The organism is Cryobacterium sp. TMB1-7 (genome assembly GCF_004402435.1).
GTDB classification, from domain to species: Bacteria; Actinomycetota; Actinomycetes; order Actinomycetales; family Microbacteriaceae; genus Cryobacterium; species Cryobacterium zongtaii.
In genome coordinates, this window is the sequence record NZ_SOFZ01000029.1 from 209,523 (window position 1) to 228,773 (window position 19,251).

The following is a 19,251-nucleotide window of genomic DNA, read 5'->3' on the forward strand; positions in this document are numbered from 1 at the left end:
TCCCAGGGCGTGTCTCGCGGCGCGTCCTTCTCGGGACCCGCCGGAGTGGCTTCGGTCACCGTCAGGCCTGGCCCGCGCCGGCCGCAACGACCAGGGCGACGGGTGCGCCTTCCTGGGCGAAGTCGGCGGCGCCGTTGACCTGCGCGCGGGTGGTGATGGACGCGATGATCCGGCGGATGGCGTCGTCGACGGGAACCCCGTTTTCCTGGGTGCCGTCACGGAACCGGAAGCTGACCGCGCCGTTCGCGCGGTCATCCTCACCGACGATGAGCTGGAACGGGATCCTCTGCAGCGTGGCGTTTCGGATCTTCTTCTGCATCCGGTCGCTGGACGAGTCGAGTTCGACCCGGACGCCCGCCGTCTTGAGCTTGGCCAGGACTTCCCAGAGGAAGTCCTCGTACTGCTCGGACACTGGGATGCCGATGACCTGCACCGGCGAGAGCCAGACCGGGAACGCACCGGCGTAGTGCTCGAGCAGGATGGCGAAGAACCGCTCGATCGACCCGAGCAGGGCGCGGTGGATCATGACCGGCTGCTGGCGACTGCCGTCGGGCGCCGTGTACTCCAGGTCGAACAGTTCCGGCTGGTTGAAGTCGAGTTGCACCGTCGACAGCTGCCAGGTGCGGCCGATGGCGTCCCGTGCCTGCACCGAGATCTTCGGACCATAAAAGGCCGCTCCACCCGGATCCGCCACGAGTTCGAGTCCCGAATCCTCGCCGACCTGGCGGAGGGTGTCGGTCGCGGCCTCCCACTGCTCGTCAGTACCGACGGACTTCTTGGGATCGCGGGTCGACAGTTCCAGGTAGAAATCGGTGAGGCCGTAACCACGGAGGGTCTCGAAGACGAACTCGAGCTGGCTGGTGACCTCGGCTTTGACCTGGTCCTGGGTGACGTAGATGTGAGCATCGTCCTGGGTGAGGCCTCGCACGCGAGTGAGGCCCTGCAGCGTGCCGCTCTTCTCATAGCGGTAGACGGTGCCGAACTCCGCCAGACGCAACGGAAGCTCGCGGTAGCTGCGGCCGCGGGCCTTGAAGATGAGGTTGTGCATTGGGCAGTTCATGGGCTTCAGGTAGTAGTCCTGGCCCTGGCGGGTGACGTGGCCCTCGGCGTCGACCTCCTCGTCAAGGTGCATGGGCGGGAACATGCCCTCGCGGTACCAGTTGAGGTGCTGGCTGGTCTCGAACAGGTGACCCTTGGTGATGTGGGGGGTGTTGACCAGGTCGTAGCCGTTCGCGAGCAGGCGCTCGCGCATGAAGTTCTCAATCTCCGAACGGATGATGCCGCCCTTGGGGTGGAAGACAGCCAGGCCGGAGCCGATCTCTTCGGGGAAGGAGAAAAGGTCCAGTTCCTGACCGAGCTTGCGATGGTCGCGCTTGGCGGCCTCTTCCAGGCGGGCCTTGTAGGCGCGCAGTTCGTCCTTGGTGGGCCAGGCGGTGCCGTAGATGCGCTGCAGCTGCGGGTTCTTCTCCGAACCGCGCCAGTACGCTGCGGCCAGGCGGGTGAGCGAGTAGCCGTTGCCGATCATGCGGGTGTTGGGCAAGTGCGGACCGCGGCAGAGGTCCTTCCACACGGTCTCACCGGTCTTGGGGTCGACGTTGTCGTAGATGGTCAGTTCCGCGCCGCCGACCTCGACGGACTCGTTGTCGCCATCGGGGGTCGGGTCGTCTCCCGCCCCGCCCTTCAGGCCGATGAGTTCCAGCTTGTACGGCTCTGCCGCGAGTTCGGCGCGGGCCTCGTCATCGGTCACGACTCGGCGCACGAAGCGCTGGCCCTGACGGATGATGCGGTCCATGGCCTTCTCGAGGGACTTGATGTCTTCGGGGGTGAACGGTTCGGCCACGTCGAAGTCGTAGTAGAAGCCGTCGGTGACGAATGGGCCGATGCCCAAGCGCGCCGCGGGGTTCACGGTCTGCACGGCCTGAGCGAGCACGTGAGCAGCCGAGTGGCGCAGGATGTTGAGGCCATCGGGTGAGTCGATTGTCACCGGGGTGACGTCATCCGTCTCGGTCACCGCAGTGGCGAGGTCCCTGAGCTCGCCGTTGACGCGCATGGCGACAACGGATCGGTCGGTGAAAAGCTCAAAACCGTCAACCACGTGTATTACTCCCTTGAGTTGCGAACCCTTCAACTTTAGCGGGCGCCGGTGGGCTCAGTGACGGGCCGCGGGCACAGAAAAGCGCTGCCGGCGATGCCCGTGTGGACTCTGCCGACAGCGCTTGGCTGTACTGCCTCTTGTGCTACCCGGTGGGCGATACTGGGATCGAACCAGTGACCTCTTCCGTGTCAGGGAAGCGCGCTACCGCTGCGCCAATCGCCCAGGACCGCGGATGGTACTCACGGGCTGGAGGTGGATACGGGATTCGAACCCGTGTAGACGGCTTTGCAGGCCGTTGCCTCGCCTCTCGGCCAATCCACCGTGTTCTTTGTTACCTGTATACCCAAAGAAAATCGGCCTCTCGGCCGATTCACTTCGAGCGGATGACGAGATTCGAACTCGCGACCCTCACCTTGGCAAGGTGATGCGCTACCACTGCGCCACATCCGCAACTGCTCGCATTTCTGCGTGCTTGGAAGACTCTACTCGATCCTGGGGACCTCGTGTGCACATCACGCGCCAGTGGGCGCCGAGCCCGGTCGAAATCACCCGCTGTGCCGCGGAATTACGCGGAAAAACAAAAAAACCCCCGAGTTTATCGGGGGTTTTCTTCGGTGCTTCTCGTGCTTGGTGTTGTCATTGCTCTGTGGGCGATACTGGGATCGAACCAGTGACCTCTTCCGTGTCAGGGAAGCGCGCTACCGCTGCGCCAATCGCCCAAATCCTTCGCAGTGCAAAATGCACACCGTTCTGGTTGGAGGTGGATACGGGATTCGAACCCGTGTATACGGCTTTGCAGGCCGCTGCCTCGCCTCTCGGCCAATCCACCGTACTTGATGCCTTATTCACTACAACCGTGCTGGGTTTACTACCAAAGAGAATCGGCCTTTCGGCCGATTCAATTCGAGCGGATGACGAGATTCGAACTCGCGACCCTCACCTTGGCAAGGTGATGCGCTACCACTGCGCCACATCCGCAACTGCTCGCATTTCTGCGTGCGTTGAAGACTCTAGCCGATAGTGCGAGACAAATTCAAACCGAGCGATTGCCGCGTGTCGCGGCCCCTCGATGTGCGCTCAGGCCCCGGTCTGGTCTAGTATCAGATGTCGCAGTCGAGAGGTTTTCGAGTGTGGTTCGGGCGATTGGCGCAGTTGGTAGCGCGCTTCCTTCACACGGAAGAGGTCGTGGGTTCGAGTCCCGCATCGCCCACCGAAACGGCCCCCGGAGAACCCGGGGGCCTCGTTGGTTAACGATGGGAATTCGGTCCGGAACAGGCTGGCCGGCGCGGTGGCCTCAGCGTTAGTTCGGCGCGGCCCCGCCCAAGCTTGACTCCCCAGCGCCCACCGGTGTCGAAGCGAACAGCACTGTGTCGCTGGCCACGAGGTCGTCGAGGGTCAATACCCGCTGGAGATCGTGCCCGGCGGCCAGGGCCAGGCGCAGTTGGTCATCGCTTTGGGGAGCGAGCCGGCCTTCCATGAATCCGCCCAGTGCCCGAATCGCGCAGGCGGTGAGCACCCCCTCGGGAGTGCCGCCGATCCCCATGGCCAAATCGATTCGCCCGCCGGGTGTGGCAGCGTCGATCGCGGCGGACACGTCGCCCTCCCCCGCGAGCACGACCCGTGCACCGACCCCGCGCAGTTCGGCCACGAGGCTCGCGTGCCGCGGTTTGTCGAGCACGGCTACGGTGATCTCGGTCACCGGCTTCCCAAGCGCTTCGGCCAGCCGGCGCACGTTCTGACTCGGGGTGGCCAGAAGGTCGAGGATGCCGCGGGCCGGCGCCGAGGAGATGAGCTTGTCCATGTAGAACACGTCCCGGGGATCGAACAGCGTGCCGCGTGGGGCGAGGGCGATGACACAGACGGATCCTGGCAGCCCTTCCTGCACGAGTCGCGTGCCGTCGAGCGGGTCGACGGCAATGTCGCAGGCCGGTCCCTCGCCGGAGCCGAGTTCCTCGCCGTTGGCCAGCATCGGGGCTTCGTCCTTCTCCCCCTCCCCGATCACCACGTACCCGGCGAATGGCGCCGGCAGCAGTTCGGCGCGCATGGCGGCGACTGCCGCGGCATCCGCCGCATTCTTGTCACCGCGTCCGAACCAGACTTCGGCGGCCAGTGCCGCCGCGACCGTCGCCGCGCGTACCGCGGCGACCAGCTCCGCCGAATAGTGTTCGCCGCCGAGAACCGTACTGGTGCTGGTGCCGGTGCCGGTACCCGCACTCGGGCTTGTGCTCGGTGTGGCTGCGTCGGTCGTCGTGTTGCTGCTCATGGGACTCGATGGTACCCGCAGGGCCGGGCCCGCCAGCCGAGATAGTGTCAAGGGGTGATCAGAGAACACGCCATTCTCCCCGTGCGACCCGGCCGTGAAGACGCCTTCCTTGCTGCGTTCCAGACGGCCCGGCCGCTCATCGAGTCGATGCCCGGCTTCCGTGGGCTCAGCCTGTCCAGGTCGGTTGAGGATCCATCGACCTTCCTGCTGCTGGTGGACTGGGAACGGTTGGAGGACCACACCGAGGGGTTCAGGGGCTCCCCTGAATACGCCGACTGGAGAGCGCTGCTGCACAGTTTTTACGACCCGTTCCCCGAGGTGCAGCACTTCATCTCCGTGCCCTGATCTGTGCCCTGATTCGGGCTGGCCGCTCCTCCACAGGCGGCCGGTTTGAGTACCTTTCCACACCCGGTTCTGCCGGGGTGGGAGTGTCGGTGGTCGGTGGGAATATCGGGGTATGAGCAGCCCCGCTGAGCAGTTCCCGACCGACCCGGAGGACCCGGAGGACCCGGGTCACGACGCCCGCGACCCGATGCCGACGCCCACGCGCACCGGCGCCGCCGCACCCTGCAGGAGCAGGCGCAGGCCACCCTCGCCCGGAAAGTCGCCTAAGCAAGAAAGGCCCGCTGGAGGATCGCGAAGGCGACCCGCGAACGTGCTTGCGCACTCGCGGAGCTGCAGCGGTGGAGCAGGGAACCTGCCACCGCGAAACTGCTCAACCCCGACTACGCCGCCGAGTCGGCCCGCGGGCCGGTCCTCACCGACGCCGATGCGAGCCCACGGAAGATCGCGGCGTGGGAAGACCAGGAAATCGCCCGCCGCACCATCACGACCGAGGTCGCCTGCTCGCTGCGCCTGGCCGATCGCACCGCGGAGAACCTGATCGGTGAATCCTCGATGTTCGCCGGGCCGATGACAGCCACCCTCACGGCGATGAGCCACGGCGACATCAGCTACCGGCACGGGCAGGTGCTCATGGAGCAACTCAGCTTCATCCCGCTTGCGGAAGCCGCCGCCTTCGAAGCCAAGTTGCTGCCGGTGGCGAAAGACCTCACCGTCGGCAAACTCGCCGTCAAGGCCCGGCGGATGCGGGAACGAGCGCACCCCGAGACCCTCACCACACGGGCCACCGCCGCGATCGCCGAACGCGGGGCACCCAGATCTGCGCCGACGCGATGACCCACCCCGAGACCGTTGCCGTGCTCTCGGTCGGAAAAGAACACTACAAAGCCCCCGCCGACCTGCGCCGCTGGGTCGCCCTGCGCGACGGCACCTGCCGCTTCCCCGGCTGCACCAGACCCGCATCCCGCAGCGACCTCGACCACACCCTCGCCCGAGAACACGGCGGACCCACCGACTACGACAACCTGGCCCACCTCTGCCGCGCCCACCACCGACTCAAACCACCCTGGCTCCCACTCCCGAACGACCGGCAGCACCGGCCCGGCCACAGGCGAACGACCGGCCTGAAGATCCACCGCCCTTCTAGCGCTCCCCCAACCGTCTCGGAGGACGCGCAGCAGCGGGCACTTGCTAATTCGGCAATTCTGTTTGTCAATCTTGGAGCGGCGCTTCAGCATGGTGATATGACCAGCAACGGCACGCCTCCCTCTATCCCCCGTCTTCCACATCCGCAGACACAGACACAGACACACGACGTCGTCATCATCGGCGGCGGCGCTGCCGGACTCAGCGCCGCAGTTGTGCTCGGGCGGGCACGACGTTCGGTGGTCGTCGTCGACAACGGACATCCGCGCAACGCGCCCGCCGAGGGCGTGCACAGCTTCCTCACCCGCGACGGCTTGCGCCCCGCCGAGCTGGTGAGCCTCGGCCAGGACGAGGCCCGCTCCTACGGCGTGGAGTTCGTCATGGGCCGGGCCGTCGACAGCCGACGCTCGGCGCAGGGCTTCACGGTGACCCTCGATGACGGCAGCACAGTGTCGGGGCGCCGGCTGCTGGTAGCGACCGGGCTCGTCGATGAACTTCCCGATGTCCCCGGCCTCGCCGAGCGGTGGGGACGGGACGTGCTGCACTGCCCGTACTGCCATGGCTGGGAGGTCAGGGACCAGACCATCGGCATCCTCGGCACCGGGCCGAAGTCGGTTCACCAGGCGCTGCTCTTTCGCCAGTGGAGTAGGAACATCACTCTCTTTTTGCACGGCGACATGCTCGACGCCGACGGCACGATTTCCGAGCTGCACGGACCGACCGATGCAGAGTGGGAGCAACTCGCCGCCCGCGGCGTCAGCGTCGTGATCGGCCCGGTAGCGGGCCTCGACGTGCGGAACAAGGCCCTGGCCGGGGTTCGCCTGGCCAGCGGTCGCCTGTTCCCCCTGCAGGCGCTCGTGGTCGCCCCGACGTTCACGGCCCGCACCGACTTCCTCGCCGGGCTTGGGCTGGCCTCGACACCGCATCCGTTCGGCGTCGGCACCCAGTTGGACAGCGACGAGACCGGGCGCGTACTCAACGACGGTGCCGTGGTGCCCGGAGTCTGGGCGGCCGGTAACGCCACCAACCTGATGGCGCAGGTCGTCGTGTCCGCCGCCGCCGGACTCGGCGTTGCCACGATGATCAACTCCGACCTCATAGCGGCGGAGGTGGAGACCGCTGTGACGGCCTACCGCAGCCCGTTCTCGACCGCCAACGAGGCCCGCAACAGCGACTCGGTGCTCGGCGATCGCCGACACGGGGTTCATCCAGAGCACACACCGGCTCGGGAAGGACAGAGCCGATAACGTCCACGTCGGCCAGTCCAACGGGACTGCTGTGGTCGCTCTCGCGGCCGGTCAGTCCCTGGTGCCGAACCAGGTCGTGATTCCGGGTGAGTAGAGCACCGAATCCGGTGCCCGGGATCCTGCCAGCCCCGGGAAACCGGCCACCGAGAGCAGGCTGTCGTCCAGTGAGATCAGCTGCGCCGTGAACAGCCGCCACGGCTGGTGGTGGTTGCGCAGCCGGATGGTGCGGCCGCGGACCCGGGTGAACAGCGCCCAGCGCGCGGTGAGGAAGTCGGCCAGCGGATCCTCTACGACGGGCTGACCCGTCGATCGCACGACGATCTGAGTGCGCGCGTGCGCGGCGAGGTGGCGGGTGGACGAGTAGCGGTACTCGCCGGCCTCCACTTCCACCCGTGTGCGTGACCACATGTAGGGCAGCGCGAAGAGCGCGCGGGCGGCCAGCACCGCGGCGAGCCTGGACGCCTCGAGTGACACGAACACCACACCCCGCCGCCCGCGGTCGTCGACCGCGTAGAGACGCACATTGACCTCGACGAACGAGCCGAAATACGGGATCGGCGCGCTGCCGAACACAGTGGCTCGGTCCAGGACGAACGGGATCAGGCCGACCCAGCTGGAGCCGTCGTAGACGTCGGGCCGGAGGCCCTCCGGGAGCAGTGGCGCCACCTGGTCGGCGTCGACCCGCCAATGCAGGAAAACCAGATCTGACCAGCGCTGACTGGCCGTCGCCCGGCCGACAAGCGGCGGGGCGACGGCCGTGATCGGCCAGGGTTCCGACACGGGGTGGCTAGACGGCGTCGGTGTGAACGGCGCCGCTGTGAACCGTGTCAGCGTCGGCAGATACCGGCACCTGTGCGGGCGCAAAACCGTCGCCGGCCTGGGCCCTCGCCAGTGCCGTACCGGCAGCGGTTCCACCGATCAGGCCGCCGAGCAGGTCCTTGATGCCCACGCCCATGGTGGAGTTGAGCACGGCATCGACCTCGGAGAAGCCGGAGGCGACGTTCTTGCTGAGCTGGCTCGCACCGTCGGTGGAGATCACCGTGAGCTGGTCGATGTTGCCCATCGGCGCGGCCAGCTCGTGCGCGATCTTCGGCAGCATCTCGACAAGGCGCAACTGGATGAGCGCCTCGGACTGCTCGGCCACGGCCTGGGCGCTGAGGCGGGTAGCCTCGGCCTCTGCCGAGCCGCGGGCCAGGATGGCGTCGGCGTTGGCCTGGCCCTCGGCCCGGATGGCCTCGGCGGACGCCACCCGGCTGTCGCGGTCGGCGTTGGCGGCCGCGACGCGGGCCTCGGCGGCTGCGGCTGCGGAGACCCGCACGCGGTACGCGTCGGCATCGGCCACGGCGTTGACCTCGGAGTCAAGCTCGGCCTTTCGCAGGCTGGCGCGACGCTTGGCGGTCAGCTCCTGCTCCTGAACGATGTTCTGCTGGGCCTTCGCCTCGGCTAGCGGCTTGGCCGCAGCGGCCTCGGCGGAGGCCTTGTCGGTGTCGAGCTGGAGCGCCGCCTTGCGCAGCGCCAGGGTGTTCTGGGCCTCGGCCACGGCCTGTTCGGCGATGATCGAAGCTTCCTGCGCTTCCCGGTTGGCCTGGTGCTCGGCCACCTCGGCCTGTCGGCGCACCTTGGCCTGTTCGGCACGACCCAGGTCGCGGATGTAGTCGTTGGCGTCGGTGATGCCCTTGATCTCGAACGAGTCGACGTCGACGCCCTGGTTGGCGAGGGATTCCCGGGCGGTGGCGAGCACCGACGTGCCGAGCTCATCACGCTTCTGGATGATGGTCATCACGTCGGTGGCGCCGATCGAGGACCGCAGGGAACCGCTGAGCACCTCCTGGGCGAAGTTGTCGATGTTCTTGTCCTGGCCGGTGAAACGCTGGGCAGCAGCGCGGATCGCGGTCGGGTCGTCGCCGACCTTGACGATCGCGACGGCTTCGACGGTGAGAGTGATTCCGTTGCGGTCCTGGGCGACAGCCGTGATCTCGATGGCCCGGCTGCGCAGGCTGATCTTGAACGCCTTCTGGAAGAAGGGGGTTATGAACACACCCTGGCCGTGAACCACACGCTGGCCGGACTCCTCGAGGGTGGCGCCGTCGACGATGGTCTTCTTGGACTTCTTGCCGGTGATGACGAGGGCTTCGTCCGGCCCGGCGTTCTTGTACACCGAGCGGGCGTAGACGAGCACGATCACACCCACCACAATGACGAGGAAGACGATACCGATAATCGGACTGAGGAGTTCTAACATGTGTACCTTCCGGTCCGCGCCAGGCGAACGTCACGTCGCGCAGCCAGAAGGGCCCCGCTCCCTCCACGTAGGCTAGCGCTCCCGCGCCCCGGCGTGCGGGGTCAGAAGGGTCGATTGTCTTCTCAGGCCAGCAATTTTGCCTTCGCCGCCGTGAACTCAGTGTCATTGAGCACCCCGGCATTGTGGAGTTGGGACAGCTGGTTCAGCTGGTCGAGCAGGGCGGAATCTCCCGAGGCCGGCGGCGCAGCCGCCTGCTGCTGCTGCTGCTGGGCGTCGTACTCGGCCTGGGCTTGGGCATCGGCCTGTGCCTGGGCATCGGCATCGGCCTGTGCCTGTGCGTCCTGGGCCCTGCCCTGCTGCCGCCGCTGCACATTGCCGCTCACGGCTGTGGCGGTGCCGGCGACGACCGCTGTTCGCGCGGCCATGCCCAGGAGTCCGGGGCGACCCCGTCGAAGTGGTGACATGATCTGGTCCTTACTGTTCGTGGATGGCTGTTCGTGGATGGCTGTTCGTGGATGACTGTTCGTGGATGAACGCGTCGATGGCTCTGGTTTGGTGCGGATCCGATGTCGGCGAGGTCAAACCGCGGCGTCGAGTACCGCGTTCACGACGGCCGCGGGAATCCGCTCCTGATGGAGCACCGCTCCCCCCGATGCCGACAGTACGGAAGCGAAGTGCCGGGCCCAGGTCAGTTCCACGACCAGAACCGCGGCTGAGGTACCAGGCGGCAGGTCCACCGCGAGTTCCTCGACATCGTCCAGTCCGGCGAGGCCGAGTTCTCCCAGTGCCAGGTCCGGCAATTGCGCCTTCTCGGGCAGATCTTCCACCTCGACGATCCGCAGGTCGCCCTCGACGCTGCGAGAGACGAAGATCAGGTCGAGGAGGGTGACTGTCTTCTCATCGATCAGGGCTCGCAGTGCCTCGCTCAGAGCGGCACCCGGCCTCTCGCCGTCAAAGGAGATCAGGAGAATCTCCACGGGTCCGTACGTGAATTCCGCCATCGAGTGTCCCTTCGTCAAACGTGCGGGCAGACGCACCGCCACCCGGTTCGGGCTCAGTGTCGCCGTGCACCCCCGGGGTCGAGTCACCCGGAAAGGGTGAATCTGGACCTGACCCGGTCAGAGCAGCCCGCGATCCTGGGCGATCGCCACCGCGTCCGCCCGGTTCGTGGCCTCGAGCTTCTGGTAGATGTTGCGCAGGTGGGTCTTCACGGTGTTGGGGCTGACGTTGCGCTTGCCCGCGATGTCTGCCACGGACTGGTGGAACGGCAGCTCCCGCAGGATCTCTCGCTCTCGTTGGGTGAGCGCAGGACTGTTCCGGCCGTGGTCGAGCGCGGGCGGACGCTCGTGCAGGTGCAGCGCGTCAGCAGCGCGGAGAATGTGCCGGGCGAAGTCGTCGAGATCACCGAGTCGGCCGAGGCGACCGCGGATGAGAGCGGTGCCCTGCCCACCGACGGCCAGGAATGCCCGTTCACAGCCGATCCTGCTCGCGAGCCGCAGGGCTCGAAGCAGCCGGGCGTCCGCCTCGACGTGTCGGCCTGACACATCCGCCACATGGGCCAGAGCGATCCAGGCGCTGACGATCGTCGCACCGCGCCATGCGGTGCGTTCCTCGAGGGCCGCTCCGCGAAGCCGTTCCTCAGCGGGATGGCCGGCCCTGGTGGGTGGGACGAGGAGGAACCTGATCAGCAGCGACTCCAGAGAGTTCTCCCCCAGCGCCCGTTCGATCAGGCGAACAACCAACTGGGTTTCCAGCCGTCCGTCCAGTGCGCCGCTCAGTTCGATCAAGGGTATGCAGCACAGGCTCAGGGCCCGCGGATGCTCAGTGCCGACCTCACGCATCAGAAGCATCAACCTGTCGAGGGCCTGGCGTGAACGTACCGCGCTGTCCAGCTGGCTCAAGAGCAACAGCACCTCTGCGGGTACGCTGATGCCGGCATCAGAGCCCCTGTCCTCTCGTGCTGCCAAGGCCTCAAGAATTACCGGGTCAACCGGCTGGCAGGCTTCGTACCGGTGAATCATCGCGTAGAGCAGCGCCCTGCCGGCGGCGTGGTCGACGGGCCGCTCGGCTCCCACGAGAGCTCCCATCTCTGACGCCGTCGTGGCCATCTGGGCTTCGAGCATCGCCACGTGCACCCAGTTGCCGGCATGCCCCGCCGCCGTCGCCGCCAGGTCACAGGCCAACAGGAACAACCAGTCCAAACCCACGTCCCTGGCCGAGTCCGCAACCTCTCTGAGAATGTCCTCCGCTGGACCGGGCTCACCGAGCTTGTCCCGGCAGCGGCCCTGGGCCGTTGCGGCTAACAGGTCGACGGCCAGGACCTGCCGCGCGGCCGATGGCGCATCGCCCTGCAGGGCTGCCAAACGATTCTCGATGTCGGGCCGCTCAGTAGCGTGGAACGCCTGCAGAATGGCGACCACAAACGTCCATCGAGTCGAGCTCGCATCGGTGCGGTCATGCTCGGGAAAGTCCCGGGCGGCCGCAGCGGCGGCCACCAGGAGTTGCTGCACCCGCCGCCGGGCAGGGACGTACGGGGGCTCGAGGAGCAGTCGCAGGCACAGTGTCGCGGTGGACACCACGCGGCCCTCGATCTCGTCCAGGGCGCGACCCACAAGATCCGTCGCACCGGACAGGACCAGCACGAGGCCGAACCGTTCGAGCAACGCGCCCACGAGCTCTGGATCGTGCGCCACAAGCGACTGCTCTACCGCTGCCGGCGCGCAGGCCCGGTCCGCGAACCACTGACAGGCCAGGAGATGCCTGGCGGTCGCGGCGCCGGCGTCCAACCTACGTCCCTCTCCCTGCAGGTATGCGAGCAGGATCGGGTGATATCGGTAGCCGGCCCCGCCCGGCCCAGCAGGCTCCCGCCCGATCAGCATGTTGTGGCGGGCCAGCCGCTCGAGCACCTCGCCCGCATCGGCGCGCTCTGTCACGGCCACCGCCAAGTCGAGAGGCACCACCTCGCTCAGCGCTGACGCCAACAGGACCTCCCGATCGCCGGTGTCCAGGCCCGTGACCACCTCGGCCGCAAGATAGTCCGCCACCGCCGGGTTGTCGCCGTCGAAGCGACTGAGGTCCAGCGCGGCTCCCTCGGATTCTCGCCAGGTGAGAGCGAGCGCAAGGCCGGTTGCCCAGCCGCCGGTCCGGCGCCTGAGGATGGCACCGTCCTCGGCGGGCAGGTCGATATGGTGCTGCGCCGCCAGGTTGAAGGTCTCCTCGAGCGTGAAGGCCAGGCTGTCCCCGGCGCACTCGATGAGCACGCCGGCGGCCTCCAGCGGCGCTATCCCCGCCACGGGCCGGTGACGGCCGGACACGACGATGCGGACCCCCGGGGACATATCGACCAGCGCCTCGAGGATGCCATCAAGATTCGTGCGGTTCGGGGACGACGGCCGCTCGGCAAGGTGCAGGTCGTCGACGAACACGAACGTCCGGCCCGGCCCGGAGGCGTCAGGTCCGTCTCCGCCCGCCAGCAGCCGCTGCCGGATCTCGTCAGGGTCCCTGGCGTCGCGGAGCGCGGCGCCGTTGAACCACCGCACAGTCTGGGTCTCAGCTCTGAGCCGCCGCGCCCAGCCCGCCATCAGCGTGGTTTTGCCCGACCCCGCGGAGTCCCAGAGGACGAGGACCCTGGCGTCAGGCCCGGTCAGCCGCTCAAGCACAGAATCCAGTCGGGGGCGGTGCAGGTACCACGCCGGTTCGGCAGCGAGCCCGGCGGGCAACGGGGAGGCCTGCGGTATCGCGAGCTCCACAGCTGGGGACAGGGCCGGGGACAGGCTTGACACGGCCGACGCGATTGGAGCTGCCGGCGTGCGGGGCGGGGCGGGATTCAGAGGCGGGACCGGAGTGAGTGGGGGGGCCATCGGGAAACGTCCTCGATTTGCATCCATTGCGCTACGTCAGCCACAACATCAGCCGCGGCGACAGGAATAGTGGCGCAGCAGCTGCGTGGGACATGGCTACCCCGTCAAGGCCCCGGCGAACCGGGACCTTGACGGAGTTCTCGCGGTGTTCGGGTCACCGCCAGTGAGGTGATAATGCCGCGGTGGCCGGGCCTGGTCAAGGGGCGGCCCGACTCGCTGGTGCAACACCGAGCGCGGTCAGCGCCAGCCGTACCGAGTCCGCAGCGCCCGCTCGATCATCCGGTACCGTGCGGCATCCACGACGGTTCCTTCACGGCGGACCCCGCCCTGGTGCACCTGGAACACCCGGGCGAGCCCCGCCCAGCTCGGCCGCCGTGCGGGATCCCACGGCCCCTCACCGAGCGGCAGGTAGTCCGCGTTGCCTGAACGGTCAGTGCTCGTCAGCTGCACCGCCAGCATGTTGCCCTCGGACAGCGTCGCCATGACGACCACCGGCCGGTCTTTACCCCGACCGTCCAGTTCCTCGTAGGGAACCCACGTCCAGACGATCTCGCCCGGGTCCAGGGCGCCGTCGGTTTCGGGCGCATAGCCCCAGCCCGCGCGTCGCACCGTCGTCGGATCGAGTTCGATCGTGGCGTCAGGACCGGATTGGCCGGGGGCGGTTCCCGTGCGCGGCACTCCGACGGTCCGGGAGCCGAAGAGGGCAGACCGAAGGGCGGTGAGGAGGTGCCGAGTGCGGAACACACCCGAACACTACCCCACCGCCCTGGTCCCCCAGATGCCTCAGCTCTGCTGCCTCAGTGGTCTGTTGTCCAAGCGCTAGACATTGGCGAGGGCGTAGCCCTCTTCGCCGTGCACCGAGGTGTCGATGCCGGCAACTTCGTCTTCATTCTTGACCCTGAAGCCGATGGTCTTCTCGATGGCGAGACCGAGCAGGTAGGCGACGACGAACGAGTAGACGAGGACCGCGAAGGCCGCGATGGCCTGGACCGTGAGCTGGCCGAGGTCGCCACCGACGAAGAGGCCGGTGCCGATCGCGAAGAAGCCCAGGTACAGGGTGCCGATGAGGCCACCGACGAGGTGGATGCCCACGACGTCGAGCGAGTCATCGAAGCCGAAGGTGAACTTCATCTCGATGGCCATGGCGCAGACGGCACCGGCGACGACACCGAGGAGCAGGGCCCAACCGGGTTCGAGATTGGCGCAGGCCGGTGTGATGGCGACGAGGCCGGCGACGGCACCGGATGCGGCGCCGACCGACGTGGCCTTGCCGTCCTTGATCTTTTCGACGATGAGCCAGCCAAGGATGGCGGCGGCGGTCGCACCGAGGGTGTTGACCACGATCAGGCCGACGTTGGCGAGGCCGTTCAGCCACTCCGCCCCGGCGTTGAAGCCGAACCAGCCGAACCACAGGATCGAGGCACCGAGCAGAACCAGCGGCACGTTGTGCGGCTTGGTGATGCCCTTCTGGAAGCCGATCCGCTTGCCGAGGACGAGGGCAAGGGCCAGGGCAGCAGCGCCGGCGTTGATGTGCACGGCGGTACCGCCGGCGTAGTCGATGACGCCGGGCAGGCCGAGGGTCTCGCCGAGGCTCATGATCCAGCCGCCGCCCCAGACCCAGGCCGCGACCGGGAAATAGACCAGGGTGGCCCAGACACCGGCGAAGATCATCCAGGAACCGAACTTGGCGCGGTCGGCCACGGCTCCGGAGATCAGGGCGACGGTGATGATCGCGAAGGTCGCCCCGTAGGTGGCACCAAGGAGATCGAGGTTGCCGGTCTCACCCGTGGCCAGTGACCCGAGTCCGAAGTCGCTGAACGGGTTGCCCGCGAACTGGCTGGCTCCGTCGACCACGCTCATGTTGAATCCGTACAGGATCCAGAGGACGGTGATCAGCCCGAGTGCGCCGAAGCTCATCATCATCATGCTGACGACGCTCTTGGCCTTGACCAGGCCGCCATAGAAGAACGCGACTCCCGGAGTCATGAACAGAACCAGCGCGGTTGCCGTCAACCCCCATGCAATGCTGCCAGTGTCCATCATCTGTCCTCACACCTAGTTAGCCGGAGTACCGCGAAAGCCGCAGACGAGTGTGCCGGGCAGTCCTGGGTACGCAACTCAGTCTCCGACCCAGACGTTTCACCAGCCGTACCGTCGTGTTTCGGGGAGGTTACGCAATCGGCGAGAACGTTAAGAGCGTGTTTCGCTGCAGCCCGCTCACTCCGCGTGCGGCGGCAGCTCGCCCGTGGTGAGAGCCACCATCCGGGACTGGGAGCGTTGATACTTCTTGCGGTAGCCGCCCTCCAGCATCTCGGCATCGAAGACGTCGTGTAGCGGCAGTCCGCTGGCGATGATCGGGATCTCGGCGTCGTAGACCCGGTCGATGAAGGCCACAAGGCGCAACGCATCGGTCTGGTCGGTGAGCAGGTAGACGTTGCGCAGGGCGATCACGTCGACGTCGGCGATCATCTTGATGTACTTCGACGGATGCACGGTGCTGAGATGGCGCATCAGCGCACCGAAATCGTCACACGTCACCCTGGAGCCCCGCTCGATGAGTGCCTCGTTCAGGCGGTCGAACTCCTCGGGCAGAACGGCCTCGGCGTGCCCGGACGCATCCCGGCGGCGGTAGTCGAGGCCGTCGATGCGCACGGTCTCGAAGTTCGCGGACATGGCCTGAATCTCTCGCAGGAAGTCAGCTGCCGCGAACCGGCCCTCGCCGAGCGAGTTCGGCGGGGTGTTGGAGGTGGCGGCGACCCGGGTGCCGGAGGCGATCAGCTCGCCCAGCAGCCGAGTCATCAGCATGGTGTCCCCCGGATCGTCGAGCTCGAACTCGTCAATGCAGATGAGCTTCGCGCCGGAGAGCTGGGTCACGGTCTCGGCATAGCCCAGGGCGCCGACCAGCGCCGTGTACTCGATGAAGGTGCCGAAATACTTGGGACCGGGTGCGCCGTGCCAGAGCGCTGCCAGCAGGTGGGTCTTGCCGACGCCGAAGCCGCCGTCGAGGTAGATGCCGGGCAAATCGGCCTTGGCCTTGCGGGTGCGGGAGAAGAAACCGCCCGGTCGGGCCCGCCACGCTGCGAAGGTGTTCAGCCGCTCCACCGCCTCGAGCTGGGACGGATAGTCCAGGTCAGGGCGGTAGGACTCGAATGAGGCGTGTTCGAATTGCGGTGGCGGCACCAGCTCCGAGACGATCTCCGCACCGGTGATGGATGGCGACCTGTCGACGAGTCGAAGGGGCAACTTTTGGGTCGCACTGACCATGTTTGACATCCGGTTCCTGTCTGTCCCCGACATCCTGGTGGAATTTCGGTGTGGGGTTCTGCCTTGTACCTTGGAGACCTGCGCGCAGGTTGTCCACCAGCCTAAATGCACGCACACCAGGGCCGCGCCGTCGTCCAGGTTCACGAGCCCTCCGGGAGGAAACCATGACCGTCGAAACAGATCCGTCAGCCACGTTCGCGGCGTACGCGCATCCCGAACGCCTGGTGTCAACCGACTGGCTGCAGGCCCACCTCGGCGACCCCGGCCTGGTCGTGGTCGAATCCGACGAAGACGTCATTCTGTACGAGACCGGCCACGTTCCCGGCGCAGTCAAGATCGACTGGCACACCGACCTCAACGACCCCGTGGAGCGCGACTACATCGACGGGGCCGGCTTCGCCGCCCTGCTGGGCCGCAAGGGCATCAGCCGCGACAGCACCGTGGTGATTTACGGAGACAAGAGCAACTGGTGGGCGGCATATGCCCTCTGGGTGTTCACCCTGTTCGGCCACGACGACGTGCGCCTGCTCGACGGCGGCCGGGCGAAGTGGATCGCCGAGGGCCGCGAACTGAGCACGGACCGCGAGGCGGCCGAACCGGCCGAATACCCTGTCGTCGAGCGGGCAGACGCCCCCATCCGCGCGTTCAAGGACGACGTTCTCGCCCACTTCGGCCACCCGCTCATCGACGTGCGCTCGCCCGAGGAATACAGCGGCGAACGCACCACCGCGCCCGCCTACCCCGAGGAGGGATCCCTCCGGGCCGGCCACATCCCTTCGGCGGTGTCGGTGCCGTGGGCCCGTGCCGCGGCCGAGGACGCCACTTTCCGGCCCCGTGCCGAGCTCGACGCCATCTACCGCGACGATGCCGGGATCACCGGCGACGAGCCCGTGATCGCCTACTGCCGCATCGGCGAGCGATCCAGCCACACCTGGTTCGTGCTGACCCACCTGCTCGGACTCGAGAACGTACGCAACTACGACGGTTCCTGGACAGAGTGGGGCAGCGCGGTACGGGTCCCGATCGTGCAGGGCACAGCCCCCGGAACCGCCCCGGAACCCCGATGAGCACCGTCGACCTTCCCAGCCAGCTTGCCGAGATCCGCGAGGATTTCCTCGCGCTCGAACAACCGGATCGCCTGATGCTGCTGCTGGAGTTCTCCAACGAGCTGCCGGACCTTCCCGAGAAGTACCGGGACCATCCCGACCTGTTCGAACGTGTCGTGGAGTGCCAGTCGCCGGTGTTCATTTTCGTCGAGGTTGACGACGACCGTTCCGTACACCTTTATGCCACGGCGCCTGCGGAGTCGCCCACAACCCGGGGCTTCGCCTCGATCCTCGCTCAGGGCCTGGACGGCCTCAGCGTCGACGAGGTCCTGGCCGTTCCGGATGACTATCCGCAGTCGATCGGCCTCACCCAGGCCGTTTCGCCGCTCCGGCTGCGTGGCATGACCGCCATGCTGGGTCGAACCAAGCGTCAGCTGCGCGAACGGCAGGCCGCCCTGGGCTAGCGTGGCCTGCGCCCGCCGAGGGCCGAGGCCTACCGGTCGCCGGTGTATCCGGCCGCCGTCACGGCGGGGTGTGCCGACCCGAGCGTGCCGAGCCAGCCGAGGATGGCAGCGTTCCAGGCGGCCGGATCGTAGTTCCACAGTTTGGTGTGCCTGGCCACCTCGAACGGCACCAGGGTGACGATGTCGGGTCGCCGTTCGGCCAGGGCTCGGGACGGTGCTGACGGCACGTAGCCGTCGTCGTCGCTGTGCAGGATGAGAATCGGCAGGCTCAGGTCGTTCGCCCGGGACACGAAGTCCAGTCGGGGGAAGTCGATGGGGAGATGCATCCCCGTGACCATTCGTCCCCAGGGGCGCCCCATCACCACCAGTGCACCGCGCACCACCGCCCTCGGCAGCCGGAGGGTGAGCGCCTGGTAGGCCACAACATCCGCCCAGTCGATCACGGGCGAATCGAGCACGATGCCGGTGAGCCGACCGTCGTGCTTCGCGCGGGTAGCCGCCTGCAGGGCGATCGCCCCGCCCATCGACCAGCCCATCAGCACGATCTGGGTCGCTCCGTTCTCCACGGCGAACTGGATGGCGGCCTCAACGTCCCGCCATTCGGTGTCGCCGAGCCCAAACCGGCCGTCGGCGCTCGGCGGCGCCTCACCATCGTTGCGATAGGAGACCAGCAGACAGGTGTAACCGGCGGCGTTGAACACGGGAACGGCCCGAAGCGTCTCGTGCCGACGGACCCCACGGCCGTGCACCTGGATCACCCAGCGCCCGGAGGGTTCTGACGCGGGGATCAGCCAGGCGGGAGCATCACCCAGCTCGGTCGGCACCGTCACGTTGGAGAACTCGAGCCCGAGGTCCCACGGCCCGAGGAAGGAATAGCCGCCCAGCCGTCCCGAGGTCACCGAGCCGAGGTCACCGAAGTCCACGGTCAGGATGCGGCGGGTCACGGTCTTCGCCGCGCGAGACTCGATGGCACCCAGGCGCGCGTGTCCGGAGTCACCGGCGAACCAGAAACTGTAATCACCGGGAAGGACCGCGTCCTTGGTCGCTTCGAGGGTGATGGTGCCGGCGTCGAGGTCGACGTCGAACACCCTCGTATCGTCGGCGCGTTTGGTGGGCGGGGTCACGATGCGGCGCGCCATGACACCGGCCAGCACACCGACCGCCAGAGCTGCGGCGGCACTCACCGCAACGGCGCCGCCCGCGATCACCAGCCCCGCCGACGCCAGGCCGCGCGTGGATTCCGCTCGTGTACCGATCCCTGTCATGCCTACCTCTTCGCTGT

16 protein-coding genes and 7 tRNA genes are annotated in these 19,251 nt (G+C 67.2%); 6 read left to right on the forward strand and 17 right to left on the reverse strand.

What is annotated here, in order from left to right; all coding sequences use genetic code 11:
• Positions 1-61 precede the first annotated feature (61 nt).
• The 7 genes from thrS to E3O60_RS14085 form a co-directional block, all read right to left on the reverse strand.
• Positions 62-2,095, reverse strand: coding sequence for a threonine--tRNA ligase (gene thrS / locus E3O60_RS14055; RefSeq protein WP_134408714.1), 2,034 nt, complete (start codon positions 2,093-2,095; stop codon positions 62-64).
• A gap of 150 nt (positions 2,096-2,245) precedes the next feature.
• A tRNA-Val gene (locus tag E3O60_RS14060) sits at positions 2,246-2,317 on the reverse strand.
• A gap of 25 nt (positions 2,318-2,342) precedes the next feature.
• Positions 2,343-2,416, reverse strand: a tRNA-Cys gene (locus E3O60_RS14065).
• Positions 2,417-2,473: 57 nt separating this feature from the next.
• Positions 2,474-2,545, reverse strand: a tRNA-Gly gene (locus E3O60_RS14070).
• 197 nt (positions 2,546-2,742) lie between these two features.
• Positions 2,743-2,814 (reverse strand) — tRNA-Val (locus E3O60_RS14075).
• Between the two features lie 36 nt (positions 2,815-2,850).
• Positions 2,851-2,924 (reverse strand) — tRNA-Cys (locus E3O60_RS14080).
• Between the two features lie 77 nt (positions 2,925-3,001).
• Positions 3,002-3,073 (reverse strand) — tRNA-Gly (locus E3O60_RS14085).
• Positions 3,074-3,232: 159 nt separating this feature from the next.
• Between E3O60_RS14085 and E3O60_RS14090 the strand changes: the two genes are divergently transcribed.
• Positions 3,233-3,305 (forward strand) — tRNA-Val (locus tag E3O60_RS14090).
• A gap of 90 nt (positions 3,306-3,395) precedes the next feature.
• Here E3O60_RS14090 and glpX read toward each other — a convergent pair.
• Entirely contained in the window at positions 3,396-4,358 is a 963-nt protein-coding gene (gene glpX, locus E3O60_RS14095) for a class II fructose-bisphosphatase (protein ID WP_134498427.1), read from the reverse strand.
• Between the two features lie 54 nt (positions 4,359-4,412).
• Between glpX and E3O60_RS14100 the strand changes: the two genes are divergently transcribed.
• The 3 genes from E3O60_RS14100 to E3O60_RS14110 all read left to right on the forward strand — a co-directional run bounded on the left by E3O60_RS14100 (position 4,413) and on the right by E3O60_RS14110 (position 7,093).
• A complete protein-coding gene (locus E3O60_RS14100) occupies positions 4,413-4,703 on the forward strand; it encodes an antibiotic biosynthesis monooxygenase (protein ID WP_088456326.1) in 291 nt (96 codons plus the stop codon).
• A gap of 480 nt (positions 4,704-5,183) precedes the next feature.
• The gene (locus tag E3O60_RS14105; protein WP_255455320.1) at positions 5,184-5,537 is read left to right on the forward strand and encodes a DUF222 domain-containing protein; all 354 of its coding nucleotides are present in this window, start codon (positions 5,184-5,186) and stop codon (positions 5,535-5,537) included.
• Positions 5,534-7,093 (forward strand): FAD-dependent oxidoreductase, encoded by a 1,560-nt coding sequence (locus E3O60_RS14110; protein ID WP_370448656.1) that lies wholly within the window; start codon positions 5,534-5,536, stop codon positions 7,091-7,093. The genes E3O60_RS14105 and E3O60_RS14110 overlap by 4 nt, the downstream gene beginning before the upstream one ends.
• A gap of 51 nt (positions 7,094-7,144) precedes the next feature.
• Here E3O60_RS14110 and E3O60_RS14115 read toward each other — a convergent pair whose 3' ends face one another.
• The 8 genes from E3O60_RS14115 to zapE all read right to left on the reverse strand — a co-directional run bounded on the left by E3O60_RS14115 (position 7,145) and on the right by zapE (position 16,459).
• A complete protein-coding gene (locus E3O60_RS14115) occupies positions 7,145-7,873 on the reverse strand; it encodes a YqjF family protein (protein WP_088456329.1) in 729 nt (242 codons plus the stop codon).
• Positions 7,874-7,880: 7 nt separating this feature from the next.
• Complete coding sequence (locus tag E3O60_RS14120) at positions 7,881-9,335, reverse strand: flotillin family protein (protein WP_134480070.1); 1,455 nt, start codon at positions 9,333-9,335, stop codon at positions 7,881-7,883.
• 122 nt (positions 9,336-9,457) lie between these two features.
• Positions 9,458-9,799: an SHOCT domain-containing protein gene (locus tag E3O60_RS14125; RefSeq protein WP_134480072.1), complete on the reverse strand. Its 342-nt coding sequence runs from the start codon at positions 9,797-9,799 to the stop codon at positions 9,458-9,460.
• A gap of 114 nt (positions 9,800-9,913) precedes the next feature.
• Entirely contained in the window at positions 9,914-10,336 is a 423-nt protein-coding gene (locus tag E3O60_RS14130; protein WP_088456332.1) for a DUF6325 family protein, read from the reverse strand.
• A gap of 117 nt (positions 10,337-10,453) precedes the next feature.
• On the reverse strand, positions 10,454-13,117 hold the full coding sequence (locus E3O60_RS14135; RefSeq protein WP_166788997.1) for a LuxR C-terminal-related transcriptional regulator: 2,664 nt from the start codon (positions 13,115-13,117) through the stop codon (positions 10,454-10,456).
• Between the two features lie 315 nt (positions 13,118-13,432).
• Positions 13,433-13,939: a type II toxin-antitoxin system PemK/MazF family toxin gene (locus E3O60_RS14140; RefSeq protein WP_241980136.1), complete on the reverse strand. Its 507-nt coding sequence runs from the start codon at positions 13,937-13,939 to the stop codon at positions 13,433-13,435.
• 75 nt (positions 13,940-14,014) lie between these two features.
• A complete protein-coding gene (locus E3O60_RS14145) occupies positions 14,015-15,235 on the reverse strand; it encodes an ammonium transporter (RefSeq protein ID WP_134408720.1) in 1,221 nt (406 codons plus the stop codon).
• A 177-nt stretch (positions 15,236-15,412) separates the two neighbouring features.
• A complete protein-coding gene (gene zapE / locus E3O60_RS14150) occupies positions 15,413-16,459 on the reverse strand; it encodes a cell division protein ZapE (protein ID WP_134480174.1) in 1,047 nt (348 codons plus the stop codon).
• 164 nt (positions 16,460-16,623) lie between these two features.
• On the opposite strand from zapE, the gene E3O60_RS14155 reads away from it, so the two are divergent.
• Both E3O60_RS14155 and E3O60_RS14160 read left to right on the forward strand, forming a co-directional pair.
• The gene (locus E3O60_RS14155) at positions 16,624-17,526 is read left to right on the forward strand and encodes a sulfurtransferase (protein ID WP_134498432.1); all 903 of its coding nucleotides are present in this window, start codon (positions 16,624-16,626) and stop codon (positions 17,524-17,526) included.
• On the forward strand, positions 17,523-17,969 hold the full coding sequence (locus E3O60_RS14160; RefSeq protein ID WP_088456336.1) for a SufE family protein: 447 nt from the start codon (positions 17,523-17,525) through the stop codon (positions 17,967-17,969). The genes E3O60_RS14155 and E3O60_RS14160 overlap by 4 nt, the downstream gene beginning before the upstream one ends.
• 29 nt (positions 17,970-17,998) lie before the next feature.
• Here E3O60_RS14160 and E3O60_RS14165 read toward each other — a convergent pair whose 3' ends face one another.
• Positions 17,999-19,234: a S9 family peptidase gene (locus E3O60_RS14165; RefSeq protein ID WP_088456337.1), complete on the reverse strand. Its 1,236-nt coding sequence runs from the start codon at positions 19,232-19,234 to the stop codon at positions 17,999-18,001.
• Positions 19,235-19,251: the final 17 nt, after the last annotated feature.

Excerpts from the sequence above, each read along its gene's own strand:
- glpX (WP_134498427.1), bottom strand. The coding sequence starts at position 4,358 with ATGAGCAGCAACACGACGACCGACGCAGCCACACCGAGCACAAGCCCG.
- E3O60_RS14110 (WP_370448656.1), top strand. The coding sequence starts at position 5,534 with ATGACCCACCCCGAGACCGTTGCCGTGCTCTCGGTCGGAAAAGAACAC.
- E3O60_RS14120 (WP_134480070.1), bottom strand. The coding sequence starts at position 9,335 with ATGTTAGAACTCCTCAGTCCGATTATCGGTATCGTCTTCCTCGTCATT.
- E3O60_RS14125 (WP_134480072.1), bottom strand. The coding sequence starts at position 9,799 with ATGTCACCACTTCGACGGGGTCGCCCCGGACTCCTGGGCATGGCCGCG.
- E3O60_RS14130 (WP_088456332.1), bottom strand. The coding sequence starts at position 10,336 with ATGGCGGAATTCACGTACGGACCCGTGGAGATTCTCCTGATCTCCTTT.
- E3O60_RS14145 (WP_134408720.1), bottom strand. The coding sequence starts at position 15,235 with ATGGACACTGGCAGCATTGCATGGGGGTTGACGGCAACCGCGCTGGTT.
- zapE (WP_134480174.1), bottom strand. The coding sequence starts at position 16,459 with ATGGTCAGTGCGACCCAAAAGTTGCCCCTTCGACTCGTCGACAGGTCG.
- E3O60_RS14155 (WP_134498432.1), top strand. The coding sequence starts at position 16,624 with ATGACCGTCGAAACAGATCCGTCAGCCACGTTCGCGGCGTACGCGCAT.
- E3O60_RS14160 (WP_088456336.1), top strand. The coding sequence starts at position 17,523 with ATGAGCACCGTCGACCTTCCCAGCCAGCTTGCCGAGATCCGCGAGGAT.
- E3O60_RS14165 (WP_088456337.1), bottom strand. The coding sequence starts at position 19,234 with ATGACAGGGATCGGTACACGAGCGGAATCCACGCGCGGCCTGGCGTCG.